This window comes from Halothiobacillus sp., from assembly GCF_027346185.1.
Lineage (GTDB): Bacteria > Pseudomonadota > Gammaproteobacteria > Halothiobacillales > Halothiobacillaceae > Halothiobacillus.
Genome location: NZ_DAIESY010000032.1, coordinates 1 through 26,949 on the forward strand (window position 1 = coordinate 1; position 26,949 = coordinate 26,949).

The following is a 26,949-nucleotide window of genomic DNA, read 5'->3' on the forward strand; positions in this document are numbered from 1 at the left end:
GAATCTTTACTTGCTGCGCGGGAGACTGGCGGCATGAACACAGGGAAAATCTGCCCAAAAACCGTCGAAATGCTGAAATTTGGGGAGATTTTCAGCCAAAACCGGCTCCTCAAGCGAAAAAAATCGCATTGAACGTCAGCCACCCAGTATTTTCGATTCAATCAGAGGTTCCCTCTCCCTAGGGGAAAGTTCTCCATAGTTAAGCACCTCAAAAAACCTCACTCTCTAATCCCTTGCTGTGTCCGATAAAATTCGATCCACCTGACTACGGCCTCTTTTGATTCCAAAAAAAGGACACAGTGCCATCAAGACCGGCCTATCTGCTGGCCAACATCACAAGCAGACCCTCAATAAACTGGGCGATCTGATTAACGCCATCGGCCAAGCGCGCGTACTTTGCGATGACGATAATGGCGGCCTGCTACAACCCAAAGCGGCTCACTTACTTACAGAGAGCTGGAATCAAGGCCTTTGAACACCCAAAATGGGTCGAATTATCTAAAGCAGAAGTAATTTGAAAATAAAACAGAGACTGGTTGTGCCAAAATCGGCGAGTCAGAATGAGAATTCGACTGAATTGAGGTGAAAGAAGAACAGGATAGTGACGTGATCGAAAATTGGGGGATTTTCGTGGTGCCCAGTCTTACCATGCGGATGATGTGGATAAATCCTGGGTCGCACTGAGAAATTTAAGGAAGCACTAATCCATTGATGGATTCGAGCAGATAAGTACGGGACGGTGCCTGCCTGCCAGCGCTCGATATTTCAATTAATTTTGTTATTGAGCGGCAAGGCATGGATGCCCGAATCATCGGGGTTGGGCGCGCCTTGGGGATGGATATTGGCCATGAGGTTTATGTCCTTGTCAGAATCGTCATCAGTACAGGTAGCCATTCGCGAGCTTGGAATTATCACCTAGGAGTTTTTGGGAAATGAGCGCTTGAAATGTGTCATCAGGCAATAAAAAACACCGCATAAGCGGTGTTTTAATCAATTGACAGCCGGGTCGAATGACCCGAACCATTAGCAGCTCTTAGTTGCTGCTAACACCTTCGGTCGTTACAACGACGCGACGGTTCTTAGCGCGACCTTCTTTGGTCTTGTTACTGGCTACTGGATCTGCTTCGCCCATACCTAGCGTCTCAATCTTATCGGCAGGGATGTTGTGTGCTGTCAGATACTTGGCAACAGTGTTTGCACGACGTTCAGACAGGCCGATGTTGTATTTCTCGGTACCAATGCTGTCGGTGTAACCCACAACTTTGATCTTGGCAATCGAGTTCATGTCGCCCATTTCAGAGATCAACTTGTCCAGAGCTTCTTTGCCAGCTGGCTTGAGGTTGTATTTGTCGAAATCGAAGTACGTGTCGGCAGTCAGGGTGACTGTTTTCATTTCTGGAGCCGGTGGCGGTTCTACCACAGCCGGGGCCGCCTCTTTCGGTTTGGCAAACATGTCAGGATCACAAGCCATGATGGCTGTTTCCGGAGTCACTTTGCCAACACCATTGTGAACGCATTCTCCGAAAGGTGTCATGACGGGCTCACCTGCACTGTTGAACACATAGGGCGACAACGGTTTCTGTTCGGCGAAAGCTTGACCGGATAATGCCATGGCAGCAACGATGCCGGTGGCGAGTACGGTAAATTTATTCATCTGTAAGGTCTCCTTTCTCTAAATGGACGCATGAGAATGACAAGCATGATGCGGCATCTATTATGCCCCATCCGATTGGCAAATGTAGTGCCCGAACCCCTTTTGCAACAAAAGGGCGCGCTGGTCGTTATTGTTTGCCGGGATGTCGGGGCTGCGACTAAAGATTCTATTTGTAATTTTTAAGCGCTTCATGCGTGCAGCAGAACTGTAATTAATTTTACAATCAACAGGTTAAATTGATTGTTATGCGAATCAATGGTTTTGATTGTCGTTGGTGCGTTTGCGTTGTTTTATTGCAACATTCGTGGTTGGCGTGATACGCATAACTGAAACAGTGTCCACTTGCTCGAGTCAATATAGGGAGTAGATGCATAGTGGTGATCAAGACGAGCGTTCAATTGTCATCTTATGGTAAACTTACGGCTCTTTTTTTGCCTGGTCATGGCGACCATCTGTTTGTGCTCTTAAGCCACTTGGACTCGACGCTTCGTTCCTGAGCAGGGGCGGATGGGGCGTGAGAAATCGTAAGGATGAATAATGTCTGAATTTGCGCAAGAGATATTCAAGGTCAATCTCGAAGACGAGATGCGGCGTTCATATCTTGACTATGCGATGAGCGTTATTGTCGGCCGTGCCTTGCCCGACGCGCGCGATGGACTCAAGCCGGTACACCGGCGCGTACTTTACGCCATGCGGGAGCTCGGCAACGACTGGAACAAGCCTTATAAGAAGTCTGCCCGTGTCGTCGGTGATGTCATCGGTAAGTATCATCCACATGGTGATACCGCGGTTTATGACGCTCTGGTCCGGATGGCGCAGAACTTTTCAATGCGTTACATGTTGATTGACGGTCAGGGTAACTTTGGTTCCGTTGATGGTGACGCGCCTGCGGCCATGCGATACACCGAAGTGCGGATGGCCAAGATCGCACATGAGTTGCAGGCCGATCTTGAAAAAGAAACAGTCGATTTCATCGATAACTATGATGGCTCGGAAAGTGAGCCAGGCGTCTTTCCCGCGCGCTATCCCAACCTGTTGGTGAATGGCTCATCGGGGATTGCCGTTGGCATGGCGACGAACATCCCGCCGCACAACCTGACTGAAATCCTCAACGCCACCATCGCTTTGATTGATGATCCGGATACGGACGACGAAACGCTGTTGGCGCATGTGCCGGGACCTGACTTTCCAACCGCAGGCATCATCAATGGCGCAGCCGGAATCCGTGAAGCGTATTTGACAGGCCGAGGCCGTGTGGTCATGCGCGCGCGCACTCATTTCGAAGAGGATGACCGTGCCTGCAAAGCCATCATCATTGTGACCGAGTTGCCCTACCAGGTGAACAAGGCGCGATTGATTGAACGCATTGCCGAACTGGTGCGGGAGAAAAAGATCGAGGGCATCACCGAGTTGCGCGATGAGTCCGATAAGGATGGGATGCGCATCGTCATGGAGTTGCGCCGTGGCGAGTTGCCCGATGTGATGCTCAATAATCTGTATCAGCAAACCCAGATGCAGAGTGTCTTCGGCATCAATATGGTGGCGATTGTCGATGGGCAGCCGCGCACCTTGGGCTTACGCGATATCTTGGCCGTATTCTTGCGCCATCGCCGTGAAGTCGTGACCCGCCGCACCATCTTTTATCTGCGCAAGGCTCGTGAACGCGCCCACATCCTCGAAGGTTTGGCCGTAGCCATGGCGAACATTGATGCGATGATCGCCTTGATTAAAGCAGCGCCAACGTCGAATGAAGCGCGCACCGCATTGATGGCACAAAACTGGGACTCGGGCCTAGTCCACACACTTTTGGAACGTGCGGATGCGGCCGCCTCCCGACCGGAATCTCTGGCGACCGATTTCGGCTTGCAGCCCGATCAAAGCTATCGGCTCTCTTTGGAGCAGGCGCAGGCCATCCTCGAAATGCGATTGAACCGCCTCACCGGTTTGGAGCAGGAAAAAATCGTCGAGGAATATCGCGGACTGCTCGAAAAGATTATCGATTTGCTTGATATTCTCCGTTCTGAAACACGCCTGATGCAGGTCATTCGTGACGAGCTAGTCGCTATGATTGAAGAATTCGGTGATGCCCGTCGCACTGAGATCGTTTTCGATTATGAAGACTTATCCATCGAGGATCTGATAGCAGAAGAAGATCGCGTGGTTACTCTTTCGCGTGAAGGGTATATCAAGACCCAATCGTTGACTGAATACCAGAGCCAGCGTCGGGGCGGACGTGGCAAGTCTTCAACCCGCATGAAGGATGAAGATGTGATCGAGCAGATGATGGTAGCCAGTACCCATGCCTGGGCACTGATGTTTACCAACCTGGGTCGGGTATACTGGCGTAAAGTTTATCAGTTGCCGCAAGGTGCCCGAGGCGCGCGTGGTCGACCGATTGTGAACATTCTTCCCTTGCAGGAAGGCGAGCGGGTCAATGCGTTGTTGCCGGTACGTGAATTTGTTGATGATCACTACATTTTCTTTGCGACCGCAACGGGCCAAGTCAAGAAAACGCCGTTGGTCGATTTCTCGCGCCCACGTCAGGCCGGTATTATTGCTATTGACCTGCGCGATGATGATCAACTGGTTGGGGCCAGACTCACCGATGGCTCACGTGAACTGATGCTGTTCAGTAATGCGGGCAAATCCATTCGCTTTGCAGAAGCCGATGTGCGCTCAATGGGACGCACAGCTGGCGGTGTGCGTGGTATCCGGATGGATGCGTCGCATCGTGTTGTCTCGCTGATTGTCGTTGACGAGGGCCAGGTTCTTACAGCCACGGAACACGGGTACGGCAAGCGCACGCCTATTGATGATTTCCCGTTACAAGGGCGTGGTGGGCAGGGTGTCATTGCGATCCAGACCAGCGAACGCAATGGAGCACTGGTGGGTGCGGCTCTGGTGCAGGATGAGGACGAGGTCATTCTCATTTCCGATGCCGGCACATTGGTACGTACGGAAATCAGTCAAATCTCATTGGTTTCCCGTAATACGCAGGGTGTCATTCTAATTCGCTTGAGTGACGGTGAAAAGTTGGTGCAACTGGCACCAGTTGCGGCGATGTCTGTAGATTCGAATACAGATATTGAAGAGACAGCAGCTGAAGAAGACGGTCCGAAAGAGACTGAATAATCACCAGTCGATGGATTTTTATGGTTTTAATTAGAAACGGTTGGGAGTAATCATGGCGCGAGTATTTAATTTTGGCGCAGGTCCAGCGATGTTGCCTGAAGATGTGCTGATTCAAGCACGTGACGAAATGCTGGAATGCGATGGCACCGGTATGTCCGTTATGGAGATGAGCCATCGTGGTAAAAAATTTATTGCCATCGCCGAGCAGGCGGAAGCAGATATACGTCAGCTGATGTCGATTCCGGACAACTACAAGGTGTTGTTCCTGCAGGGCGGGGCATCGGCTCAATTCGCCATGATTCCGTTGAATCTGAAGGCGGCGCGTGGTGACGGCTCAGCGGATTATCTCAATACCGGCCACTGGTCCGAAAAGGCCGTTGCCGAAGCGAAGCGATTCCTGAACGTAAACGTGGTTGCCGACACCAAGCCGAGCAAATACACCCTATTGCCTGCAGCCGATGAGCTGAAGTTCAACCCGAATGCATCCTACGTGCACTACACGTCGAATGAGACCATAGCAGGCGTCGAGTTCGGCTACATCCCTGAAACGGGCGATGTACCGTTGGTTGTCGATATGTCCTCCACCATCCTCTCGCGTCCTGTAGACGTCTCCCGGTTCGGCCTCATCTATGCCGGTGCGCAAAAGAACATCGGTCCTGCCGGCTTGACGATCGTCATCGTGCGTGACGATCTCATCGGCAATGCCGGTGCGGATGTCCCCGCCATGTTTGACTACAAAATACACGCCGATAACGGTTCGATGTACAACACGCCGCCTACCTATGCCTGGTATATCGCCGGTCTGGTATTCAAGCGTCTGTTGGCGAATGGTGGATTGGAGCAAATGAAACAAATCAACGAGCGCAAGGCGAACAAGCTCTATGCTGCCATTGATCAAAGCGGCGGTTTTTACCGTAACCCGGTTGCTGTCAATGCCCGCTCCTGGATGAACGTACCCTTTATCCTCAAAGATGACGCTCTGGATAAACCATTCCTTGCCGAGGCTGAAAAAGCTGGCCTTTCCGCACTGGCCGGGCACCGTTCCGTCGGTGGGATGCGTGCAAGTATCTATAACGCCATGCCTGAAGCCGGTATCGACGCACTGATTGCGTTTATGCACGATTTCACTCAGCGCCACGGTTAATTTTCAGGCTAATTCCAGATTCGAGAGGTTTTTCATGTTTAACATTCACACACTGAACGCTATTTCCAACAAGGGTACCGATCGCTTGCCTGCGGATAAGTACAATGTCGGCGCGCCGATCGATTCTGCCGATGCCATTCTGGTTCGCTCGGCCAAGATGCACGATTTGAGCCTGCCTGAATCCGTATTGGCCATCGGCCGCGCGGGTGCGGGCGTTAACAACATACCTGTCGACAAGATGAGTGAACAGGGCGTTGTGGTCTTCAACGCACCGGGTGCCAATGCAAACGCAGTGAAAGAACTCGTCGTGGCCGGTATGCTGATGTCGATCCGCAACCTGGGCGCGGCCTGGGATTTTGCACGTGGTCTGAGTGGCACCGATGAAGAAATTCATAAGGCCGTAGAGGCGGGCAAGAAGGACTTCGTTGGTTTCGAATTACCCGGTCGTACTCTGGGCGTGATTGGTCTGGGCGCGATCGGCGTACGTGTAGCCAATGCCGCCAAAGCGTTGGGTATGCGTGTCATCGGTTTCGATCCGGGCATCAGCATCGAGCGAGCCTGGGAACTGTCTCCTGAAGTACATCAGGCGAGCAGTGTGGATGAAGTGCTGGCCAAGGCCGATTTCGTCAGTTTCCACGTGCCGTTGATCGATGCTACCCGCAACCTGATCAATGCGGAACGTCTGGCATTCATGAAAGAGAACGTAGTTGTTTTGAACTTCGCTCGCGAAGGCATCGTAGACGAAGCGGCCATGGTTGTTGCACTCGACGCCGGTAAAGCACACGGTTATGTTTGCGATTTCCCGAGCAACCTGACCAAAAACCATCCGCGTTGCCTGACGTTCCCGCATTTGGGCGCATCAACCGGTGAAGCGGAAGATAACTGCGCCATCATGGTTGCCGACCAAATCAAGGATTACCTCGAAAACGGCAATATCCGTAACTCGGTCAATTTCCCCGAAGTACGTATGGCCCGTTCGGGCGTTCAGCGTTTGGCGATCGCTAACCGCAATATGCCGGACATGGTTGGTCAGATATCTCATATCCTCGGTCAGTCAAACGTCAATATCGAACGTTTGATGAATGAATCGCGCAAACAGGTCGCTTATACCCTGATTGATCTTGATTCACCGGTTTCAGACGATACCTTGGCCGCTTTGCGCGGTATCAACGGCATCCTGCGTATCCGCGTTCTGTAAGGGTGCCTCGGTGACAGACGCTTTGGGTGAAGCGGGTTTTGGTTGGCCGGATCGACGTTTGACGGATCAGCCTCTGCCCAGCACGCTGGCCGAAGTCCGGCAACAGATCGATTCACTGGATTCCGAATTGATTGCATTGATTTCCAAGCGTGCCCGCCTGGCCGAGCGCGTGGCGCAAATCAAGCAGTTGTCGAACGAACCTCAAACATCCTTTTATCGTCCCGAACGAGAGGCTCAGGTGCTCTCACGCGTGCGAGAACGCAATCCGGGGCCGCTTTCGGGCGATATGATGGTTTGGCTGTTTCGTGAAATCATGTCGGCTTGTCTGGCGCTTGAGCAGCCACTTTGTGTGGCGTGTCTCGGACCTTCCGGCACATTTTCCGAGCAGGCGGCGCTGCGCGCGTTTGGCCACGGAGCCCGGCTTGTTCTTGAGCCGGGTATTCCCGAAGTTTTTCGTGCCGTTGCGGCAGGTTCCGTCGATTTTGGCGTTGTACCCGTTGAAAATTCTACGGAAGGCAGCGTGTCCCAAACGTTGGATGCCTTGGCATTCGGGGCGACGGGTGGTGCCCTGAGCGGAGCTTGGGCGGCCGGGGATGTTCGTATCTGCGGCGAGCTGTCGCTCAAGATAGACCAGCAGTTGATGGCCCGGCAGGATGCACGCGATGTGCTCCCGCAGCGTATTGTGTCTCACGCCCAGTCATTGGCCCAATGTCGGGAATGGCTGGACGTTCACTATCCCGGCGTTGAACGCATTGCCGTACAGAGCAATAGCGAAGCGGCCCGGCTTGCCGCTGAATCACCACAAATCATGGCGATCGGCCCCACATTGGCTGCAGAGCAGCTTGGTCTGGAAATTGTCGCGGCTAACATCCAAGACAGTGTATTCAATACCACCCGATTCGTCGTGATTGGTCGGGATGCCGTACCGCCCTCGGGCGCGGACAAGACCTCCCTCGTGCTTTCCGTCAACAATGTGCCCGGAGCGTTGTCGCGTTTGCTTGCACCGCTGGCGGAAGCGGAGATTGACGTCATGCGCATCGAATCCCGCCCGGCGAGGGAACGTGCGTGGGAGTATGTGTTTTTCATCGATTTCGAAGGACATGCAGACGATGAGCGCATTCGGGCGGCCTTGACTAAAATGCAACCGTTTTGCAGTTCTCTTCGGGTTTTAGGTTCCTACCCACGCGCGGTCATGTCTGCATCAAGTCCCAACGCAGCGGGTGGATCAACAACGAACAGGATCATGTCATGAGCGCGTACGATCGCATCGGTCAACAATTGTCGGATCAGGCGCTGGACTACGTTCGTGCCATTTCCCCGTACGTCATCGGCAAACCCGTTGATGAAGTCGCGCGTGAATTCGGTCTGACCGACATTATAAAGTTGGCTTCCAACGAGAATCCCCTGGGTGCCAGCCCGCGCGCGCGCGCGGCGGTACGGTCACTGGACGATCTGAATATTTATCCCGATGGCAGTGGCTACGCACTCAAAACCGCTATTGCGAAGAAGTTTGATCTGGCGCCGTCTGCGATCACTCTGGGCAATGGTTCGAATGATCTGCTGGAATTGGTTGCGCGCGCGTATCTGGCGCCGGGGCGTAATGCCGTGTTCTCGGCTCATGCCTTTGCGGTTTACGCTCTGGCAACCCAGGCCACGGGTGCGCAGGCTAAAATTGTGCCTGCGCTATCGCCCGATCATCCGACCATGCCTTATGGTGCGGATCTGCCTGCCATGGCTGCCGCCATTGATGCCGACACCCGTGTGGTTTTTCTTGCAAATCCGAACAATCCGACGGGTACGTGGGTTGATGAGCCTTCTTTGCGCCAGTTTCTTCAAACCTTGCCGAGCGACATCATTATGGTGCTCGACGAGGCTTACAGCGAGTATGTCGATCGTGCATTTTATGCCGATGGCCGTTTTCCCGATGGCTTGGCATTGGCGTGCGAATTTCCTAACCTGGTGGTGACGCGAAGCTTCTCCAAAATTTATGGATTGGCAGCGCTGCGCGTGGGTTTTGCGGTTGGTCATCCTCAGGTGATCGCCATGCTCGATCGGGTGCGGCAGCCATTCAACGTCAACAGTCTTGCGCTCAGGGCGGCTGAAGCTGCGCTGGGTGATGAGGATTTTATCCAGCATAGCCGCGCGGTGAATGCTGTCGGGTTGGCCTTCATGGTCGATGCCTTGGCGTCACGGGGTCTGTCTGTTATTCCATCGCTTGCCAATTTCGTCACCGTAAATACAGGTTTGCCTGCCGGGCTCGTGTTTGATGCCTTGCTTCGCGAAGGCGTGATTGTGCGGCCTTTGGGCGGCAAAACCGATACCGGTGGGCTTTCGTGCCATATCCGGATCACGATTGGCACGCAGGCTCAGAATGAACGCGTACTGGCGGCGATGGACCGCGTACTGACGTCACTTCGGGCAACTACGGGTTAGATTCGGGTGATGATCAACCGTCTGGCACTTATTGGTCTGGGTTTGATCGGCGGTTCCTTGAGTCTGGCACTCAAGGAACGGGGCTTGGTCGGTGAGGTGGTGGGCTATAGCCGTCAATTGCAGACCCGGCTTCGCGCGCGCGAGCTGGGACTGATCGATCGGCCTGTCGATTCTGCCGCTGAGGCGGTGCGTGGTGCCGATGTCGTGTTTATTGCCACGCCGGTGCAGGCAATGGCTTCGGTTTTCGCAGAAATTGCCCCGGAACTCGATCCTCACGCATTAATCACCGATGGCGGCAGCGTGAAAGGCTCTGTGGTGGTGGCAGCCAAATCGGCTTTGAGCCCGGCGCAGTGGGGGCAGTTCGTTCCCGGTCACCCGATTGCCGGTACCGAACGCAGTGGCCCCGATGCGGCGTTCGCAACCTTGTTTGTCGATCACCGCGTGATTCTGACACCCATCAATGAAAATACCCCCGAGATGGTTACTCGTGCCGTCGATCTTTGGCAAAGTGTTGGTGCCATCGTCGAGCAGATGAGTGTCCAGCACCATGATCATGTGTTGGCAGCAACCAGTCATTTGCCTCATCTGGCGGCCTTCGGTCTCGTATCCGCCTTGTCCCGCCTTGAAGAGCGGTACGAGGTATTCCGTTATGCCGCAGGCGGATTCCGTGATTTTTCTCGCATTGCGAGTTCCGATCCGCAAATGTGGCGCGATATCTGTGTCGCAAACCGAGATGAATTGCTGCCGATGCTGGATCATTATCTGGTCGAGTTAAATCGACTGCGGCAGTTGATCGAGGCGAAAGATAGTGCCGGTGTCGAAAAGCTATTTGCTGACGCCAAGGCCGTTCGGGACGCACTGTACTGTCCTGCAACATCCCAATCCTGATTTTTTTGAGTGTCTGACATGAATGTTGCTACAAAACCAGCACCTTCGGCGGTGACATACATCACGCAGCCCGGACGGGTGAAACTCGTGGGCTCTCTCAGGGTTCCGGGTGATAAGTCCATCTCCCACCGATCGATCATGCTGGGTGCGCTCGCCGATGGCACGACCGAAATTACCGGTTTTCTTCAAGGTGAAGATAGCCTGGACACACTGCGCTGTTTCCGCGCGATGGGCGTTGAGATTAGCGAGCCTGTTGACGGACGAGTGCGTGTCAGTGGTGTGGGTTTGCATGGTTTGAAAGCCCCCGAACAACCGTTGTATGTGGGGAACTCAGGCACATCAATGCGTTTGATGGCGGGGATTCTCGCTGGGCAGTCGTTCGATAGCGTGTTGGAAGGCGATGAATCCCTTTCACGGCGGCCGATGAAACGGGTGATTGATCCGCTGACCCAAATGGGTGCGGTCATCGAGTCGGCTGAGGGTGGCCGTTCTCCACTAACAATACGTGGCGGTCAACGTCTGAAGGCAATCGATTACACCCTGCCGATGGCCAGTGCGCAGGTCAAATCCTGTGTTCTGCTGGCCGGGCTGTATGCAGAAGGCAAGACCTGCGTGACAGAACCGGCGCCAACGCGGGACCACACCGAGCGTATGTTGACCGGGTTTGGTTATCCGGTGGTGCGCGAGGGTTCGACGGCGTGTCTTGAAGGTGGCGGCCAACTCATTGCCCGTCAGATCGATGTGCCCGCAGATATTTCATCGGCTGCCTTTTTCATGGTGGCGGCCAGTATCGCGCCAGGGGCCGATATCACGCTCGAACATGTGGGTATGAATCCGACGCGTACCGGCGTGATCGATATTCTCAAGCTCATGGGCGCAGACATTACCCTTCACAATCCACGTGAAGTGGGTGGAGAGCCAGTCGCGGATGTCCGGATCAGAAGTGCGAAGCTGCGTGGTATCGACATACCCGAAGCGCTCGTGCCGCTTGCCATCGATGAGTTCCCGGTGTTGTTCGTTGCGGCGGCCTGTGCCGAAGGGCGAACCGTCCTGACGGGTGCCGAGGAGCTTCGCGTGAAGGAGTCTGATCGTATTGCCGTCATGGCCGATGGGCTCAACAAGTTGGGCGTCAGGGCCACCGCCACGCCGGACGGCCTGATTATTGAAGGGAAGGGGGCAAACAGCCTGCCCTTTGGTTCTGCAGAAATATGGAGCCAGGGTGACCACCGTATCGCCATGTCCTTCGCCGTGGCGGGCTTGCGCGCGGCAGGCACAATCACGATTCATAACTGTGAGTTCGTCGAAACCTCATTCCCCGGATTTGCGGATCTGTTTCGTCGCTGTGGCGGTGGTCTGATCGATCAGCTGGCTTCGGAGGAACGCGCATGATTCCGGTCATTACGATTGACGGGCCCAGTGGCTCTGGCAAAGGCACATTGGCAAGGCGTCTGGCCGAAAAACTCGGCTTTCATCTGCTGGATTCCGGTGCACTGTACCGCTTGACTGCATTGGCAGCCCGGAAGCGGAACATTGATCTGGATGAGCCCGAAGTTGCTGCCGTCGCGCAGACTCTCTATGTGCGTTTTGATCCAGATGGCGCTGCCTACCTGGACGACGCGTGCGTCGACTCGGAGTTGCGGACGGAACAAACCGGCGCAATGGCTTCAAAAATTGCAGCGCGGCCCGACGTGCGTGCGGCGTTGCTGGCGCGTCAACGGGCGTTTGCAGAAGCACCGGGGCTAGTCGCCGACGGCCGTGATATGGGCACTGTCGTCTTTCCGGATGCGCCTGCCAAACTTTTTTTGGACGCCAGTGCACAAATTCGGGCGCAGCGGCGTTATAAACAGTTGATCGAGAATGGTTTAAGTGCTAATTTAACCGCCCTCATCGAGGAGATACAGGCTCGGGACGATCGGGATCGCAATCGGGCGATAGCGCCCCTTGTTCCTGCCGAAGATGCCCTGGTGGTTGATTCCACGCATCTGTCGATTGAGGCCGTTGAAGCCCGGATGATGGAATTCATTCGCGCGCAAGGTGTTGTTTGATTTAACGCAACTGCTCGGACTGCCAACCCAGGGACGCGGAATGGTCAGCCTTTTAACCACCACGACAGACAGTCATTCGGAGCGTCTGGTCGTATTTTTTGGAACGAAGTATTCATGTCAGCTCAAATTGAAAGTTTTGCCGATCTCTTTGAAGAGAGTCAAAAAAATGCAGTAATGCAGCCGGGAGCCATCATCGAAGGCACCGTAGTTGCCATCAATGGCGATTTTGTCGTCATCGACACGGGCCTGAAATCTGAAGGTGTGATTCCCGCAGCCGAGTTTCTTGATGAAAACGGCGAGTTGACCGTTAAAGTTGGCGACAAGGTCGATGTCGCACTTGAGTCGGTTGAAGATGGTTTCGGCGAAACCAAGCTCTCACGCGAAAAGGCATTGCGTGCCCGCGCGTGGACAGCGCTTGAAAAATCATTCAAGAACGAAGAAATTGTTACCGGTCGCATCACTGGCAAGGTCAAAGGTGGCTTTACCGTCGAGATGGGCGAAATCCGTGCGTTCCTGCCGGGTTCACTCGTCGATGTGCGTCCGATCCGCGATACCACTTACCTCGAAGGTAAGGATGTCGAATTCAAGATCATCAAACTCGATCAGAAACGCAACAACGTAGTGGTGTCACGCCGTGCCGTTGTTGAGCAAGAGTACAGCGCCGAACGCGATGCACTGCTCGATCAGTTGCAGGAAGGCATGGTTCTGCGCGGCGTAGTCAAGAACCTTACCGATTATGGTGCGTTCCTCGACCTCGGTGGCATCGACGGTCTGCTGCACATTACCGATATGGCGTGGAAGCGCGTCAAGCATCCTTCTGAAGTGGTGAACATCGGTGATGAAGTCGACGTTAAGGTATTGAAGTTCGATCGTGAACGTAACCGTGTATCACTGGGCATGAAGCAAATGGGTGAAGATCCGTGGAGCGATCTGGCTCGCCGCTTCCCGATCGGCAGCCGCCTGTTTGGCAAAGTGAGTAACTTGACTGACTATGGCTGCTTCGTTGAAATTGATAACGGTGTTGAAGGTTTGGTACACGTATCCGAAATGGATTGGACCAATAAGAACGTAAATCCAGGCAAAGTTGTTTCTGTTGGTGATGAAGTCGAAGTCATGATTCTGGACATCGACGAAGAGCGCCGCCGTATTTCTCTGGGCATGAAGCAGTGTCGGGCCAATCCTTGGGATGCCTTCGCTGCGACACACCAGAAGGGCGACAAAGTTAGCGGTCAAATCAAGTCGATTACTGACTTCGGTGTATTCATTGGTCTGGATGGCGGCATCGATGGCCTGATTCACCTGTCTGATCTCTCTTGGAACGAAGCGGGTGAAGAAGCCGTGCGTCAGTTCAAGAAAGGCGAGGAAATCGAAGCAGTTGTTATCGCGATTGATCCAGAGCGCGAGCGCATTTCTCTTGGCTTGAAACAGCTCGAAAGCGACCCGATCGGTGACTATGCTGCCGATAACCAGAAGGGCAAGATCGTTAACGGCACCGTTCGTGAAGTTGATGCCCGTGGTGCAGTGATTGATCTGGGTGAAGGCGTCGAAGGTTACTTGCGTGCCTCAGACATCTCCCGTGACCGTATCGACGATGCACGCACTGTCCTCAAGGAAGGTGATGCCGTCGAAGCAAAGGTGATGGGCGTCGATCGCAAAAACCGTATGGTCAGCCTTTCTATCCGTGCCAAAAATTCTCAGGAAGAGTCCGAGGCCATGGAAGAACTGAGTAGCCGCGCCAGTGTCAGTAACCCGACCCTGGGTGACCTGCTGAAAGAACAGCTCAATCGCTCTGAATAAGAGAACGGATTAGCTTGAAGAAAAGGCGCCATCTTGTGATGGCGTTTTTGATTCATTAGTTTGGGTTTGTCCATTGAAACCCAAACCATTTTTTCAAAGCAGATTTTATTGAAACATTCTTCTTCGACAAAATGTATCGTACTCAACGTGGTCAATAAAACCAAAATTACAGGATGACTGGCATGACAAAATCAGAGTTGATCGACCGCCTGGCGGATCGTCAGAAATATCTTTCACTTCGCGATATAGATACATCGGTAAAACTGATGCTCGATGAGATGATCTCCTCTATGGCTCGCGGCGATCGGATTGAGATTCGCGGTTTTGGCAGCTTTTCCCTGAATTACCGCAAGCCGCGTATCGGCCGTAACCCGAAATCGGGTGAGAGTGTTGCTTTGGATTCCAAATTTGTGCCTCATTTCAAGCCCGGTAAGGAATTGCGCGAACGGGTCAATGAACAGGCCGGTCAAGCTATTCGGGGTTAATAAGACAAATCCATGGTAGAGATCACTGCTCAACCTCAACTTTATATTGCGCTGGATTTCGCCGATCTGGGGTTGGTTGAGCCCTTTGTCGATCGTTTGAATCCCGCTGACTGCGGACTCAAGGTTGGGAAAGAGCTGTTTACTAGGGGCGGGCCTGATCTGGTTCGTCGTTTGGTCCGTCAAGGCTTCCCTGTTTTTCTGGATCTCAAGTTCCATGATATTCCGCATACAGTCGAGCAAGCCTGCAAGGCAGCCTGTGATCTGGGTGTGCGTTTGGTCAATGTCCATGCCATGGGTGGGCGTGCCATGATGGCTGCTGCGCGTCGTGCGGTGTCGCAATCACCGGATTCACCGGCCCTTATCGCTGTAACGGTGCTGACATCAATGGACCAATCCACTCTGGCCGAGGTGGGGATTATCCGGCCACTGGCGGAGCAGGTGTCCATGCTCGCGAGTTTGGCTCAGCAAGAAGGATTGGATGGTGTTGTCTGCTCTGCCTGGGAAGCAAATAGGATGCGTCAAATTTTCACGCAACCTGTGCCCGCAATCGTCACACCGGGCATCAGGCCGACTGGGGCAGCGCTTGATGATCAATCCCGTGTGGTGACGCCGTCGGAAGCTATCTTAGCTGGCGCAACGTCCATCGTGGTGGGTCGCCCGATCACGCGAGCTCCTGATCCCGCCGAGGTAGTTAGTGACATCCTCGCCAGCATGTCCTCATGCGACTGATTCACTCAGATCAAGCCCGATAATTCCTCTCTGCAACATTTATCGACATGAGTGACGTTTTACCGTGACTACTGTTTCGCATCTTGAATGAGGTTATGTTGAGTTTCGACCCAGATCATCAGGTCGTGCAATGCACGAATGTTCTCGACATATTGGATTGTCTCTTCTCCACGGGCATACCCATTGCGTAACTGCCGGTAATACTTTGGATTAGATAACAGAGCCAGCCGTTCTCGGATGTCTCGCCACCGATTCGGATCTCCGCCCTGTATCTTGGTCAACTTGATGGCATCGGTCAGATGGCCGATACCGATGTTATAGGCCGCCATGGCAAGATAGGTGCGGTCTGGTTCCTTCGCGTCGTCCGGTAAGAGTGCGCGGAGTTGGTCCAGGTATTTGGCGGCAGCCATGATGTTCTTCACGGGATTGGTTGGGTCGATTAGACCGATATCCTGTGCGGTGGATGCCGTGATCTGCATGATGCCATTGGCACCTAAGAGGGAACGTGCCTCTGGGTCCCATTTTGATTCCTGATACGCCATCGCCGCCAACAAACGCCAGTCAATATGGTATTTCGTGCCGGCAGACTTAAATGCAGCGAGATAAGGTGAAATCCGGTTGTCCACATCTTCGATGAACTGTTGCGCCAATTGCTGATCAAGCTGTTCGAACTGGGCGTAATGACGATCGATCAGGTTCTTGAGTTCATTGTTGGTTCGTATTGTGGCGAAGAACTGGCGTGCCTTGTCCAGTAGGGATTCATCCGCAAGGCGTGAAAAGGCCCACGCAAAAGACACGGGGGGGCCAAGGTCAGTTGCCACCTTGATCTTGTCCGATAATTTCTGCCCGAGCATGGCTTCATGCGACAACACGATGCCGTAATCGACCGTACCCTTTTCCAGTGCTTCCAGTGTGCCGAGACTGCTCTGTTCCAGTTTGATGCGGATGGTATAGCCGTCGTTTGGCGTAGCATTGTCATCAGATGGGTTGGCAAGATCATGTGATGCGATATTGAGCAGACCATCCTTATTGTGCTCATCAAGCCAGTGTTGGTTGCTGGAACCTTGTTCCACAGCAAGGGTGGCGTTGCCGATATCCTGAAGACTGTTTGGTTTATCCACGCCTTGACGATAGATGAGTTGCCGTCGAACCGATAAATAACTCGGACCATAGCGAAATTTGTTTTCTCGGGCGAGATTAACCACGAGTCCTGCGGCTGCGAAATCGGCTTTGTTTTCGGTGACGAGTTTATAGGCATTATCAATGTTCTTGGCAACAATAAATCGAACACCCATTCCTAGGCTGGTAGCAAACCGGGTAACAAGGTCGTATTCCAGTCCTTGGGTCTGATTCTTGTCCGGTACGTAAATTGTGGGGTTGATCAGGGTGGCTACGCGCAGAAAACCTCGACTACGTGCCTGTTCAAGTTGGGGTGTCTGTTCAAATGAACGGCTGAGCCGCTCATCCATGGCTGTTGTGCCAAAGGGAGAGGGGGGGTAAGCATTCAGCCACCAGATCAGAGGTGCGACAACCAGTGCACAGACACCTAGAATCCGTAACCACCAAGGCTGCCTTGGTGGTGCTCGTGTCTGTTCTGGTTGAGTCACGGAAAGTCCTGGGCTATGGTCGACCGGATGCGCCGTAATGCCTTATTCGTGGCTGACATCGTCAGTATTTGTAGCCGATATGAAGCGCCACAACACCCAGCGTCAGATTCTGCACGTCAACGTGGTCAAAACCCGATTCGATCATCAATGCTTTAAGTGCCTCCTGATCGGGATGCATGCGAATGGATTCGGCGAGATAGCGGTAACTATCGGCATCTTTGGCCAGAATTTTTCCAAGCGCGGGCAGGGCGGTGAATGAGTAGAGATCGTAGGCTTTACTGATCAGTGGCGAGAAGGGCTTGGAGAACTCAAGTACGACGACCCGTCCGCCCGGCTTGATCACGCGTGCCATTTCACGCAGCGCCATGCCTTTGTCTGTGACATTGCGCAGCCCGAAACCGATGGTCACACAGTCGAAATGATTGCTCGGGAAGGGAAGGTACTGCGCATTGGCCAGGCAATAATCGACGTTGCCGACAACACCGGCATTGTCGAGTTTGGCCCGGCCTGCGTGCAACATGCTTTGGTTGATGTCGGAGAGAATGACCAGTCCTTTCTCGCCAACCATGCCGGCCATTTTCAAGGCGAGATCGCCCGTACCGGAAGCAAGATCCAGCGCGCGCATTCCTGCACGCAATCCGGTATGCTCCAGTGCCACGCGCTTCCAGAGTCGATGAATACCCAGCGACATGGCATCGTTCATGACATCGTAACGGTTGGCTACGGAGTCGAAGACACGGCCGACCAGTTTGGCCTTCTCTTCGACCAGCACCTGACGATAGCCAAAATGTGTCTGTTCACTCATGCTGGACTCCAGAAATAACGCAAATGATCAATTTCCCTGATTATCGGCCAAAAGGTCTTTGATCAACAGGTTTTTGGGTGCTTTGGCTGTCGCACGTGAAAGGCCCACGGCTTCCAGGCGCTCAATATAGCGTTGCCACATGGCGTCCTTGTTCAGGCAGAAATCATGCAGCGTATTCCAGTCGTACAGGCCGCTATCATGGCCATCATCAAACACCAGTTTGACCGCATACCGTCCCACCGGTTCGATGGCCACGATCTTGACCTGTTCCTTGCCGATCACCAGCATGGCCTCGCCGCCGCCATGACCGCGCACTTCGGCCGACGGGCTGAATACCCGCAGGAATTCAGCAGAGAGCGTGCCTTCGGTGCCATCTGCGAAACGCAGGCTGATGGTCTGTTGGTGTTTGTGCCATTTAAGATCGGTGAGGCGCGTGTTGGTATGGGGTTGTGGCATGTTGTTCGCCCGAAGCTTTAAAGAATGAAGCGACTAAGGTCTTCGTCTGCGGCCAAGGCACCCAGACGTTGATCGACAAAATCGGCGTCGATATTCATCGACTCACCACTGCGTGTATCGGCATCGAAACTCAATGCTTCGAGCAAGTGTTCCATCACGGTGTGCAGACGGCGAGCCCCGATATTCTCGGTGCGGCGATTCACCACAAAGGCGATTTCAGCGATCCGGTGGATGGCTTCGTCACTGAACTGCACGTTGAATTGTTCGGCTGCCAGCAAGGCGGTATGTTGGCGAATCAGCGCCGCATCCGGCTCGGTTAGAATCCGCACGAAGTCTTTTGCCGATAAGGCTTCAAGCTCGACCCGGATCGGCAGGCGGCCCTGCAATTCCGGGATAAGGTCCGACGGCTTGCTCAGGTGGAATGCGCCGGAAGCGATAAACAGAATATGGTCGGTCTTGACCATGCCGAGCTTGGTGTTGACGGTCGAACCTTCGATGATGGGCAGCAAGTCGCGTTGCACGCCTTCGCGTGAGACTTCGCCGCCGCCGTACTCTCCGCGTTTGGCCACCTTGTCGATTTCGTCGATGAACACGATGCCGTGCTGTTCCACCCGTTCGAGTGCCTGCGCACGGACTTCTTCCTCGTTGACCAGATTGCCGGCTTCCTCCTCCGTCAGCAGCTTGAGCGCCTCGGATACGGGCAAACGGCGGGTTTGTGTTTTCCCTTGATTCACATTCTGGAACATGCCGCGAATCTGGCTGGCCATCTCTTCCATCCCCGGAGGGGAGAGAATATCGATGTTGCCCGCGGGTTGGCGCAGTTCGATTTCGACCTCTTTATCATCCAGTTCTCCATTTCGCAGCTTCTGGCGGAATTTCTCCCGGGTGTTGCGATAAGCTTCGTCACGATGGGAATCGGCCGTGCTGTTCCAGCCCTCGTCACGCGGGGCGGGGAGCAGGGCGTCCAGTACCCGGTTTTCGCCTGCAACCTGGGCCTTGTCGCGCACCTCGACCATTGCGATCTGGCGCTGCATTTTCAGGCCGATGTCGGCCAGATCACGGATGATCGATTCAACATCACGACCGACATACCCCACCTCGGTGAATTTCGTGGCTTCAACCTTCAGGAAGGGCGCATCGGCCAATTTGGCCAATCGCCGGGCGATCTCGGTTTTACCCACGCCGGTGGGGCCGATCATGAGGATATTCTTCGGCGTGATCTCCCCGCGCAGCGGTTCTTCCACCTGTTGCCGCCGCCAGCGGTTACGCAAGGCGATGGCGACGGCCCGTTTGGCTGCGGCTTGACCGACGATGTGTTTGTCTAATTCATTAACGATTTGTTGCGGCGTGAGGTTCATGCGTCGAGTACTTCAATCGTGAGGTTGTGGTTGGTATAGATGCAGATATCGCCGGCAATGTTGAGCGCGGCTTCGGCTATCGCGCGGGCTTCCAGCCCGGAATGCTGCATGAGTGCGGTTGCGGCTGCTTGCGCGAACGCCCCACCAGAACCGATGGCAATCAGGTCAGTTTCGGGTTCGATCACGTCGCCGTTGCCACTGATGGTCAGCATGTAGTTTCTATCGGCTACGACGAGCATGGCCTCCAATCGGCGCATGGCGCGATCGGTTCGCCACTCCTTGGCAAGCTCGACAGCAGACCTTAATAGATTCCCACCGAATTTTTCCAGTTTGGCTTCGAATTTCTCGAACAGGGTGAACGCATCGGCGGTCGCTCCGGCAAATCCGGCCAGCACGTCGCCGTTATAGAGTCGCCGTACCTTGCGGGCATTGCCTTTGACTACTGTGTTGCCCAGTGTGACTTGTCCATCGCCGCCGATGACGGTCTGGCCGTTTTTACGCACGCACATAATGGTGGTGCCGTGAAAGTTTTCCATGGGTTTGAACCTTGAGTTCGTAAGTGGAGCATTGCCTGAGTGAATCAGTGTTTCGTTTAATTTGGGTCAAGAATGGCAAATATCAATCGGAAATTTCGATTTTCTGTTCATTTTTTTCCAAATTGATCATGCTTTCCCCCTGAGTTTTTATCTGGTCTATTCTCTGGGCCCGAGGGTGGGCGGCCTCATAAACCTGGGCAAGTCGTTGAAAATCCAGATGGGTGTAGATTTGTGTCGTGGACAAGCTTTCGTGCCCGAGCATTTCCTGCACGGCCCGCAAATCACCCGATGATTCCAGTACGTGTGTGGCGAAGGCATGGCGTAACTGGTGTGGGTGCAAGGCCTGGCCCAAATGGGTTTGTTGGGCCAGGCGATTAAGGCGCATCTGTACCGAGCGGGTCGTCAGGCGTTTGCCGCGACGATTGACGAACAGGGCGGGTTCTGTCGCGTCTTTTAACAGTGTTTTTCTAATGGGAAGCCATTGAATCACACGGTCGAGCGCTTTGCCGCCCACGGGCACCAGCCGGGTTTTTTCACGCTTGCCGGTAACACGGGCAATACCTTCATTACGGTCGATATCGAGAACATCGAGTCGTACCAGTTCGGCAACACGTAGCCCGCTGCTGTAGACCAGTTCGAACATGCAGCGGTCACGAATGAGCAGAACGTCTTCCGTCAGGGGCTGATCCAGAAGCTGGTTCATCGTTTCGATGGCGGGCGCATCCGGTAATTTCTTGGCCGCTTTGGGGGATTTGAGTGCATCTGGGCTGGCGGGGCAAACAATGTAGGTTTTTTGCCAGCATCTGAGCAACCAGCGTGTGGCCGATAATTTGCGCGCGATGCTGCGGTTGTCGAGGCCCGATTCCCTGCAATGGGCGAGATAGCCGCGCAGGCGCCGATCATCAATCTGTTTGGGTTCAAGGATATCCTGATCGTGGAGATAGGACTGCAGTTGTTGCCAGTCACCGAGATAGGCCGACTGCGTTTTGTGGGCGAGTGTGGCGCTTTCAGTCAGCATCATCTTTGCGCGCTCGAAAGCGGCATGAAGGGCTGTTGAGGATGTGAGGGGGGCGGTTTCTGTCATCAATCGCAGGTTTGGGGGCAAAGGAAGGCCGCTGCCAGTTCGCCGATTTGACTCAAAAACAGAGTCCCTTGCGTGGGGTTAAAACCATCAGGAGCATGGCGACCAAGCGCCAATATCCAGTCGGGTTCTGCCGGATTATTGCCTACCGCAATCAAGGCCGCGGAGCCGGTCTCCGGGAAGTGCGTGGCGAATACCAATTGACGCTGAGTTTCGTTGAGGCGGCCGCAAAGAGGGGTATGGCTCTCCAGCCATCCGCGGAGTATCTGCTTGCTCTGTGTTTTCATGTCGGCAAAACACACCAGTTCAACCGCATCAACGGTGAAGTGCCGGTGGATCAGGACGGTCAACTGTTCGGGGGTGCGCTGCGCTGTACGGAGAAGATCAGAGGCGAAGTCATGCAAAACCTGATCGAGTCGGGCATTGTCTTCCGCGGTGGTGCGCAGCAGATTGATCTGACGTGTCAGCCGGGCAATCTGCTCCCTCTGGATGCGCAATTGAATGTGTGGCAACGAGGCGACACCATCGGGCGGTGAAGGCAGTTCGATTTCAGTCAGCAACGTGGGAGAGGATTCAAGCAAATCTTCAAGCACGGATCGCAATTGCGTCTGACAGTGCTCTGCAAGAAACCCGGGGTTCTGTTGGATAAAGTCTGCCACCGCCGCCTTATCCGGCGATTGATTGCTGCTGGCGTTTAGGGTGATGGCGGTGGCTTCGTTGGTCATGATGATTCTGATCTAATAGTTGTGTGCGATATGAGTGCTCGTTTGAGAACCATACCCCGAATGCCCATGCACCGCAATCAATCTAACCCCGCTAATTCGGGCATTGAGGCAGGCTCTTTAGACATATGCAGTGTAGATTGTCTTTGACGTGTTATTTGATTGTTTTATGATGCCGGGCTGTTGTAAATCGAAGGGTTCAGGATGGCTTGTTTTGTGGTCGAGCGCCGGAATCTAGTCGATTTGCGATTTCCCTGATTCGGAACACGTTGCCGGTTGACCGGCACCCCACCCGTATCGCCCCTGAAACATGCGGTTTGTTGTAGGAGCCGCCACTGCCAAAGGAGAGCGTCATGTTGACGATTACCCTGCCCGATGCGTCACAACGTACATTTGACCACCCCGTTACCGTGGGTGAAATTGCGGCCGATATCGGCCCGGGATTAGCAAAAGCGGCCATTGCCGGCAAGATTGACGACAAGCTTGTCGATTTGTCCCGTGTGGTCGATCACGATGCGCGCATCGCCATTGTGACAGCAAAGGATCCGGAAGGTCTGGAAGTCATCCGCCATTCAACGGCGCACTTGATGGCGCAGGCGGTCAAGCAGCTATATCCCAGCGCACAGGTCACCATCGGTCCGGTGATCGATAACGGGTTTTACTACGATTTTTATTTTGAACGCCCCTTCAATGATGAAGATCTGGCGGCCATCGAAACGCGAATGCACGAGCTTGCTGCGAAGGGTAATGAACTCGAGCGCCGTGTCGTTGATCGATCCGAAGCCGTTCAATTTTTCGATCAACTGGGTGAAGAGTTCAAGGTTGAAATCATCAAAAGCATTCCTGGAGAGGAAGAGCTGACCTTATATACACAAGGTGATTTCACCGACTTCTGCCGTGGCCCGCATGTGCCGAATACGAACCGCCTCAAAGTGTTCAAGCTGATGAAGGTAGCCGGCGCGTATTGGCGAGGCGATGCCAAGAACCCCATGCTCACCCGAATCTACGGCACGGCGTTTGCCAGCGACAAGGAGTTGAAGGTCTACTTGAATCAACTGGCCGAGGCCGAAAAGCGCGATCATCGCCGCATCGGCAAACAGCAGAATCTCTTCCACTTCCAGGAAGAGGCGCCGGGGCTGGTGTTCTGGCATCCCAAGGGCTGGGCCTTGTGGCAGGTGATCGAGCAGCACATGCGCGGCATCTATCGATCATCCGGCTACGACGAAATTCGCTGCCCGCAAATTTTGGACGTGTCGTTGTGGAAAAAATCGGGCCATTGGGACAACTATCAGGAAAACATGTTTTTCACCGAATCGGAGAAGCGCACGTTTGCCGTCAAGCCGATGAACTGTCCTGGACATGTGCAGGTGTTCAATCACGGCTTGCACAGTTATCGCGATCTGCCGATTCGTTATGGTGAATTCGGCTCCTGTCATCGCAACGAACCATCGGGTGCGCTGCACGGCATTTTGCGCGTACGCGGGTTTACGCAGGACGATGGGCATATCTTCTGCATGGAAAGCCAGATCGAATCGGAGGTTAAGGCTTTTCACGAGCAGGCGCTGTCTGTGTATGCGACCTTCGGCTTTACCGACATTCAGGTGAAAATCGCCCTGCGTCCGGACAAGCGTTTGGGCACTGATGCGGTGTGGGATGAGGCGGAAGCAGCCTTGCGCGGCGCCTTGAGTGCGGCCGGTGTGGCGTGGACGGAATTACCCGGAGAAGGTGCATTCTACGGTCCCAAGATCGAATATCACCTGAAAGATGCCATCGGTCGGACCTGGCAGTTGGGCACGATTCAGGTCGACTTCATGATGCCCGAGCGCCTCGGTGCGACCTACGTCGATGAGCACAGTGAGCGTCGCCATCCCGTGATGCTGCACCGCGCAATTGTCGGCTCGATGGAGCGCTTTATCGGGATTCTGATTGAGCACCATGCCGGTTTGCTGCCCTTCTGGTTAGCGCCAGTTCAGGTGGTGGTTATGGGAATTACTGATAAACATGCAGGCTATGTGCAGCAACTCACGGCCAAACTCAAGGTAGCCGGGATACGTGTGGTTGACGACCTGCGCAATGAAAAGGTCGGTTTCAAGATTCGCGAGCACACCTTGGAGCGAGTGCCTTATCTCCTTGTGGCTGGTGACCGGGAAATGGAGACCGAATCCATCGCCGTTCGTACGAGAGAGGGCGCTGACCTCGGCGTCATGACGGTGAACAATCTGCTGGAGAAGTTGCAATTGGAGTCCCGTGCTCCCGGCACAGTGTGATGATTCCATGAATCAGAATTGCTAAAAGGGCCGGTTTTGATCGTTTTATTGCGATTTTTGCTCCGGCAAACCTGCTGAAGGTTTCATTACGCAGCAATGCGTATTAACATGTTCGACCTGAAAACCAAGGCGTGTCCTGTGGTTATGCGATGCGGTGCTAAATAGTTCACCCCATCTGTTTTAAATGCAAGAGGATAAGAAGATAGCTCAACTCCGTGGACAAACCCCGCCGGCCAACCGTGATCCAGACGAGCCGCGTATCAATAACGAAATCACTGCACGTGAAGTTCGATTAGTCGATGAGAATGGTGAACAGGCCGGTATCGTCCGGACCCGCGATGCACTTGATCGTGCTGCCGAAGCAGAACTTGATCTCGTCGAAGTGGCTGCCAATGCCAACCCGCCAGTCTGCAAGATCATGGACTACGGCAAGTTCAAATTTCAGCAAAGCAAGAAACTGGCCGAGGCGCGCAAGAAGCAGAAGCAGATCGAAGTCAAGGAAATCAAGTTCCGCCCGGGAACGGAAGATCATGATTATCAGGTCAAGATGCGCAGCATTCTGCGATTTCTGGAAGAGGGCGATAAGGTCAAGATTACGCTGCGGTTTCGTGGACGCGAAATGGCGCATAAGGAAGTGGCTGGCATCCTGCTCGATCGAATCGAACAGGATCTGATCGAGTTGGCGGCAGTCGAGCAGCGACCCAAGATGGAAGGACGTCAAGTCACCATGGTGCTGTCTCCGAAGAAAACAGGTTAATACACCGGATATTAACTCTGAAGGCCCGCCGTGACGCTGGCTGGGCCTGATCTGGCGGTCAATTAATCTTGCTTGTTCCCCAATTTTCTAGTAGCATTTTGCGCCACTTTGATCTTGGTTGCCGGCTTGCTCTGTTTTGAATGAATTTTGGCTGGCGGCGACCAAGATAAAGAATTCCTCCGTGTGCGCATTGTGTGTACATTGACTCGAGATGGTTTTTCACTGTCTTGAGGTTTTGGGGAGACTTGGGAGGCTCTGAATAATTCCATCCTGGAAACCTCAGAGCACACAAAGCAAAAGGCGTGACTTTTGCTTTGCTTCATGTTCAATCACCTGCGTGTTGAACATGGTGGCACTTCCCTGTGCCGCGTGGAACCTCCGAATTAATCAGAGGTTCCTTAGCCTCAATGCGTTAATTAACTCCGACGTATTGGGTGTCATAAACATAAACAGTGAAACTGGAGTCGATATGCCGAAGATCAAATCCAATCGCGGTGCAGCCAAGCGGTTCAAAATTACCGCTGGTGGCATCAAGCGTAAGCAGTCGCACATGCGACATATTCTGACCAAGAAGTCATCCAAGCGTAAGCGTCAATTGGGATCACCTTCGTACGTTCACGAACGTGATGTTCCGTCGATTCACATCATGTTGCCGTACGCGTAAGGAGCACTGAACCATGGCTAGAGTAAAACGTGGCGTTAACGCCCGCGCAAAACACAAGAAAGTCCTCGATAAAGCGAAAGGTTACTATGGTGCCCGTTCGCGTACGTTCCGGGTTGCCCATCAAGCCGTTATTAAAGCCGGCCAATACGCATACCGTGACCGTCGGGCCAAGAAACGCGTTTTCCGCGCACTGTGGATTACCCGGATCAATGCCGAGGCTCGTAACAACGAGTTGTCTTACAGTCGCTTGATGGATGGTATTCACAAGGCGAATATCGAAATCGACCGCAAGGTTCTGGCTGATCTTGCCGTATTCGACAAGCCTGCATTTGCCGCAATCGCAGCACAAGCGAAGGCAGCCCTTGGTATTTGATCATTCTTTGATCTACATCATCGACGTGATGTAATCGGATACAATCGGGCGCTCGCAAGAGCGCCTTTTCGTTGGTGGGTCAATCATAGCGTGACGTGCCGGCGGATTAATCCATGATGTCAATCGTTTACGGTTATGATCCCGCTATATGGGTTGACTTCATCGATTAATCCAACCGATCGAAAAATCAGATTCGGTCATCAGGGCGTTATTGGGAGCAGATGCGTGGGTAATCAATGGGCTGACATTCAGGCAGAAGCGATACATTCGATCGAGCAGGCGATGGATGTCGCCGCGCTCGAAGAGATTCGCGTTGCCTATACGGGTAAGAAGGGCGTGGTGACTCAGTTCATGAAAGAACTGGGTTCACTGGATCCTGAAGCCCGCCGTGCAAGGGGTGCACAAATCAATGAGCTTAAGGAAGCCATCATTTCTGCCCTTAACATGCGGCGGAATGAACTTGAGCAAGTCGCTCTTGCGCAGAAGCTAGAGGCAGAACGAATTGATGTGACTCTGCCGGGCAGGGGGCAATCGCCGGGTGGCATCCATCCGGTGACACGAATGATTCGGCGCGTGGAGGCCATCTTCGGGTCAATGGGGTACTCCGTTGCTCAAGGGCCGGAGATCGAAGATGACTGGCACAATTTCACGGCACTGAATATTCCGCTGACCCATCCGGCTCGCGCCATGCACGATACCTTCTACTTCGATGCGGAACGTCTGCTGCGTACCCATACTTCGCCCGTTCAGATCCGCACGATGCAATCACAGACCCCGCCGCTCAAGATTCTGGCGCCGGGACGGGTATACCGTTGTGA

At 53.8% G+C, this 26,949-nt stretch carries 24 protein-coding genes and 1 pseudogene; 16 read left to right on the plus strand and 9 right to left on the minus strand.

From position 1 onward, the window contains the following. Nucleotides 1-765: 765 nt before the first annotated feature. Together M7R55_RS02265 and M7R55_RS02270 are read right to left on the minus strand one after the other, a co-directional pair. Nucleotides 766-894: a hypothetical protein gene (locus tag M7R55_RS02265; RefSeq protein WP_298218132.1), complete on the minus strand. Its 129-nt coding sequence runs from the start codon at nt 892-894 to the stop codon at nt 766-768. A gap of 139 nt (nt 895-1,033) precedes the next feature. Then, on the minus strand, nt 1,034-1,654 hold the full coding sequence (locus M7R55_RS02270; protein ID WP_298218134.1) for an OmpA family protein: 621 nt from the start codon (nt 1,652-1,654) through the stop codon (nt 1,034-1,036). 537 nt (nt 1,655-2,191) lie between these two features. On the opposite strand from M7R55_RS02270, the gene gyrA reads away from it, so the two are divergent. The 11 genes from gyrA to pyrF all read left to right on the plus strand — a co-directional run bounded on the left by gyrA (nt 2,192) and on the right by pyrF (nt 15,505). Continuing rightward, on the plus strand, nt 2,192-4,786 hold the full coding sequence (gene gyrA / locus M7R55_RS02275) for a DNA gyrase subunit A (RefSeq protein WP_298218136.1): 2,595 nt from the start codon (nt 2,192-2,194) through the stop codon (nt 4,784-4,786). A 52-nt stretch (nt 4,787-4,838) separates the two neighbouring features. Beyond that, the gene (serC, locus tag M7R55_RS02280; protein ID WP_298218138.1) at nt 4,839-5,930 is read left to right on the plus strand and encodes a 3-phosphoserine/phosphohydroxythreonine transaminase; all 1,092 of its coding nucleotides are present in this window, start codon (nt 4,839-4,841) and stop codon (nt 5,928-5,930) included. 34 nt (nt 5,931-5,964) lie between these two features. Continuing rightward, nucleotides 5,965-7,128, plus strand: a complete 1,164-nt coding sequence (locus M7R55_RS02285) for a phosphoglycerate dehydrogenase (RefSeq protein ID WP_298218139.1) — start codon at nt 5,965-5,967, stop codon at nt 7,126-7,128. 58 nt (nt 7,129-7,186) lie between these two features. Then, entirely contained in the window at nt 7,187-8,380 is a 1,194-nt protein-coding gene (pheA, locus tag M7R55_RS02290) for a prephenate dehydratase (RefSeq protein ID WP_366881147.1), read from the plus strand. After that, on the plus strand, nt 8,377-9,561 hold the full coding sequence (gene hisC, locus M7R55_RS02295) for a histidinol-phosphate transaminase (protein WP_298218143.1): 1,185 nt from the start codon (nt 8,377-8,379) through the stop codon (nt 9,559-9,561). Before pheA ends, hisC begins: the two co-directional genes overlap by 4 nt. A gap of 9 nt (nt 9,562-9,570) precedes the next feature. Further along, nucleotides 9,571-10,449, plus strand: a complete 879-nt coding sequence (locus M7R55_RS02300) for a prephenate dehydrogenase/arogenate dehydrogenase family protein (RefSeq protein WP_298218145.1) — start codon at nt 9,571-9,573, stop codon at nt 10,447-10,449. A gap of 18 nt (nt 10,450-10,467) precedes the next feature. Then, nucleotides 10,468-11,838: a 3-phosphoshikimate 1-carboxyvinyltransferase gene (gene aroA / locus M7R55_RS02305; RefSeq protein WP_298218147.1), complete on the plus strand. Its 1,371-nt coding sequence runs from the start codon at nt 10,468-10,470 to the stop codon at nt 11,836-11,838. Continuing rightward, a complete protein-coding gene (gene cmk, locus M7R55_RS02310; protein WP_298218149.1) occupies nt 11,835-12,494 on the plus strand; it encodes a (d)CMP kinase in 660 nt (219 codons plus the stop codon). Before aroA ends, cmk begins: the two co-directional genes overlap by 4 nt. Nucleotides 12,495-12,608: 114 nt before the next feature. Continuing rightward, complete coding sequence (gene rpsA, locus M7R55_RS02315) at nt 12,609-14,291, plus strand: 30S ribosomal protein S1 (protein WP_298218150.1); 1,683 nt, start codon at nt 12,609-12,611, stop codon at nt 14,289-14,291. A gap of 182 nt (nt 14,292-14,473) precedes the next feature. Further along, entirely contained in the window at nt 14,474-14,776 is a 303-nt protein-coding gene (locus M7R55_RS02320) for an integration host factor subunit beta (protein ID WP_298218152.1), read from the plus strand. Nucleotides 14,777-14,788: 12 nt separating this feature from the next. Further along, nucleotides 14,789-15,505, plus strand: a complete 717-nt coding sequence (pyrF, locus tag M7R55_RS02325) for an orotidine-5'-phosphate decarboxylase (RefSeq protein WP_298218155.1) — start codon at nt 14,789-14,791, stop codon at nt 15,503-15,505. Between the two features lie 68 nt (nt 15,506-15,573). Here pyrF and mltF read toward each other — a convergent pair whose 3' ends face one another. The 7 genes from mltF to M7R55_RS02360 all read right to left on the minus strand — a co-directional run bounded on the left by mltF (nt 15,574) and on the right by M7R55_RS02360 (nt 22,073). Further along, the gene (gene mltF / locus M7R55_RS02330; RefSeq protein WP_298218157.1) at nt 15,574-17,112 is read right to left on the minus strand and encodes a membrane-bound lytic murein transglycosylase MltF; all 1,539 of its coding nucleotides are present in this window, start codon (nt 17,110-17,112) and stop codon (nt 15,574-15,576) included. Between the two features lie 61 nt (nt 17,113-17,173). After that, a complete protein-coding gene (gene ubiE, locus M7R55_RS02335) occupies nt 17,174-17,917 on the minus strand; it encodes a bifunctional demethylmenaquinone methyltransferase/2-methoxy-6-polyprenyl-1,4-benzoquinol methylase UbiE (RefSeq protein WP_298218159.1) in 744 nt (247 codons plus the stop codon). Nucleotides 17,918-17,944: 27 nt separating this feature from the next. Next, nucleotides 17,945-18,373 carry a DUF971 domain-containing protein gene (locus M7R55_RS02340; protein ID WP_298218162.1) on the minus strand — a complete coding sequence of 143 codons (429 nt, stop codon included), beginning with the start codon at nt 18,371-18,373 and terminating at the stop codon, nt 17,945-17,947. Between the two features lie 17 nt (nt 18,374-18,390). Then, on the minus strand, nt 18,391-19,731 hold the full coding sequence (hslU, locus tag M7R55_RS02345; RefSeq protein ID WP_298218164.1) for an ATP-dependent protease ATPase subunit HslU: 1,341 nt from the start codon (nt 19,729-19,731) through the stop codon (nt 18,391-18,393). After that, a complete protein-coding gene (gene hslV, locus M7R55_RS02350) occupies nt 19,728-20,267 on the minus strand; it encodes an ATP-dependent protease subunit HslV (RefSeq protein WP_298218166.1) in 540 nt (179 codons plus the stop codon). Before hslV ends, hslU begins: the two co-directional genes overlap by 4 nt. Before the next feature lie 82 nt (nt 20,268-20,349). Then, nucleotides 20,350-21,288: a tyrosine-type recombinase/integrase gene (locus tag M7R55_RS02355; protein ID WP_298218167.1), complete on the minus strand. Its 939-nt coding sequence runs from the start codon at nt 21,286-21,288 to the stop codon at nt 20,350-20,352. 62 nt (nt 21,289-21,350) lie between these two features. Next, the gene (locus tag M7R55_RS02360) at nt 21,351-22,073 is read right to left on the minus strand and encodes a DUF484 family protein (RefSeq protein ID WP_298218169.1); all 723 of its coding nucleotides are present in this window, start codon (nt 22,071-22,073) and stop codon (nt 21,351-21,353) included. A 350-nt stretch (nt 22,074-22,423) separates the two neighbouring features. On the opposite strand from M7R55_RS02360, the gene thrS reads away from it, so the two are divergent. The 5 genes and pseudogenes from thrS to M7R55_RS02385 form a co-directional block, all read left to right on the plus strand. Next, entirely contained in the window at nt 22,424-24,337 is a 1,914-nt protein-coding gene (gene thrS, locus M7R55_RS02365; protein WP_298218171.1) for a threonine--tRNA ligase, read from the plus strand. A gap of 184 nt (nt 24,338-24,521) precedes the next feature. After that, nucleotides 24,522-25,094, plus strand: a complete 573-nt coding sequence (gene infC / locus M7R55_RS02370) for a translation initiation factor IF-3 (RefSeq protein WP_298218173.1) — start codon at nt 24,522-24,524, stop codon at nt 25,092-25,094. Nucleotides 25,095-25,563: 469 nt separating this feature from the next. Then, the gene (gene rpmI, locus M7R55_RS02375) at nt 25,564-25,758 is read left to right on the plus strand and encodes a 50S ribosomal protein L35 (protein ID WP_298218176.1); all 195 of its coding nucleotides are present in this window, start codon (nt 25,564-25,566) and stop codon (nt 25,756-25,758) included. A 13-nt stretch (nt 25,759-25,771) separates the two neighbouring features. Beyond that, on the plus strand, nt 25,772-26,131 hold the full coding sequence (rplT, locus tag M7R55_RS02380; protein WP_298218178.1) for a 50S ribosomal protein L20: 360 nt from the start codon (nt 25,772-25,774) through the stop codon (nt 26,129-26,131). 225 nt (nt 26,132-26,356) lie between these two features. Next, nucleotides 26,357-26,949, plus strand: a pseudogene (locus M7R55_RS02385) (phenylalanine--tRNA ligase subunit alpha); the annotation flags it as partial.

Coding starts and splice junctions, on each gene's coding strand:
- M7R55_RS02265 (WP_298218132.1), bottom strand. CDS start 894: ATGGCTACCTGTACTGATGACGATTCTGACAAGGACATAAACCTCATG.
- M7R55_RS02270 (WP_298218134.1), bottom strand. CDS start 1,654: ATGAATAAATTTACCGTACTCGCCACCGGCATCGTTGCTGCCATGGCA.
- gyrA (WP_298218136.1), top strand. CDS start 2,192: ATGTCTGAATTTGCGCAAGAGATATTCAAGGTCAATCTCGAAGACGAG.
- serC (WP_298218138.1), top strand. CDS start 4,839: ATGGCGCGAGTATTTAATTTTGGCGCAGGTCCAGCGATGTTGCCTGAA.
- M7R55_RS02285 (WP_298218139.1), top strand. CDS start 5,965: ATGTTTAACATTCACACACTGAACGCTATTTCCAACAAGGGTACCGAT.
- hisC (WP_298218143.1), top strand. CDS start 8,377: ATGAGCGCGTACGATCGCATCGGTCAACAATTGTCGGATCAGGCGCTG.
- M7R55_RS02300 (WP_298218145.1), top strand. CDS start 9,571: ATGATCAACCGTCTGGCACTTATTGGTCTGGGTTTGATCGGCGGTTCC.
- aroA (WP_298218147.1), top strand. CDS start 10,468: ATGAATGTTGCTACAAAACCAGCACCTTCGGCGGTGACATACATCACG.
- cmk (WP_298218149.1), top strand. CDS start 11,835: ATGATTCCGGTCATTACGATTGACGGGCCCAGTGGCTCTGGCAAAGGC.
- rpsA (WP_298218150.1), top strand. CDS start 12,609: ATGTCAGCTCAAATTGAAAGTTTTGCCGATCTCTTTGAAGAGAGTCAA.
- M7R55_RS02320 (WP_298218152.1), top strand. CDS start 14,474: ATGACAAAATCAGAGTTGATCGACCGCCTGGCGGATCGTCAGAAATAT.
- pyrF (WP_298218155.1), top strand. CDS start 14,789: ATGGTAGAGATCACTGCTCAACCTCAACTTTATATTGCGCTGGATTTC.
- ubiE (WP_298218159.1), bottom strand. CDS start 17,917: ATGAGTGAACAGACACATTTTGGCTATCGTCAGGTGCTGGTCGAAGAG.
- M7R55_RS02340 (WP_298218162.1), bottom strand. CDS start 18,373: ATGCCACAACCCCATACCAACACGCGCCTCACCGATCTTAAATGGCAC.
- hslU (WP_298218164.1), bottom strand. CDS start 19,731: ATGAACCTCACGCCGCAACAAATCGTTAATGAATTAGACAAACACATC.
- hslV (WP_298218166.1), bottom strand. CDS start 20,267: ATGGAAAACTTTCACGGCACCACCATTATGTGCGTGCGTAAAAACGGC.
- M7R55_RS02355 (WP_298218167.1), bottom strand. CDS start 21,288: ATGATGCTGACTGAAAGCGCCACACTCGCCCACAAAACGCAGTCGGCC.
- M7R55_RS02360 (WP_298218169.1), bottom strand. CDS start 22,073: ATGACCAACGAAGCCACCGCCATCACCCTAAACGCCAGCAGCAATCAA.
- thrS (WP_298218171.1), top strand. CDS start 22,424: ATGTTGACGATTACCCTGCCCGATGCGTCACAACGTACATTTGACCAC.
- infC (WP_298218173.1), top strand. CDS start 24,522: ATGCAAGAGGATAAGAAGATAGCTCAACTCCGTGGACAAACCCCGCCG.
- rpmI (WP_298218176.1), top strand. CDS start 25,564: ATGCCGAAGATCAAATCCAATCGCGGTGCAGCCAAGCGGTTCAAAATT.
- rplT (WP_298218178.1), top strand. CDS start 25,772: ATGGCTAGAGTAAAACGTGGCGTTAACGCCCGCGCAAAACACAAGAAA.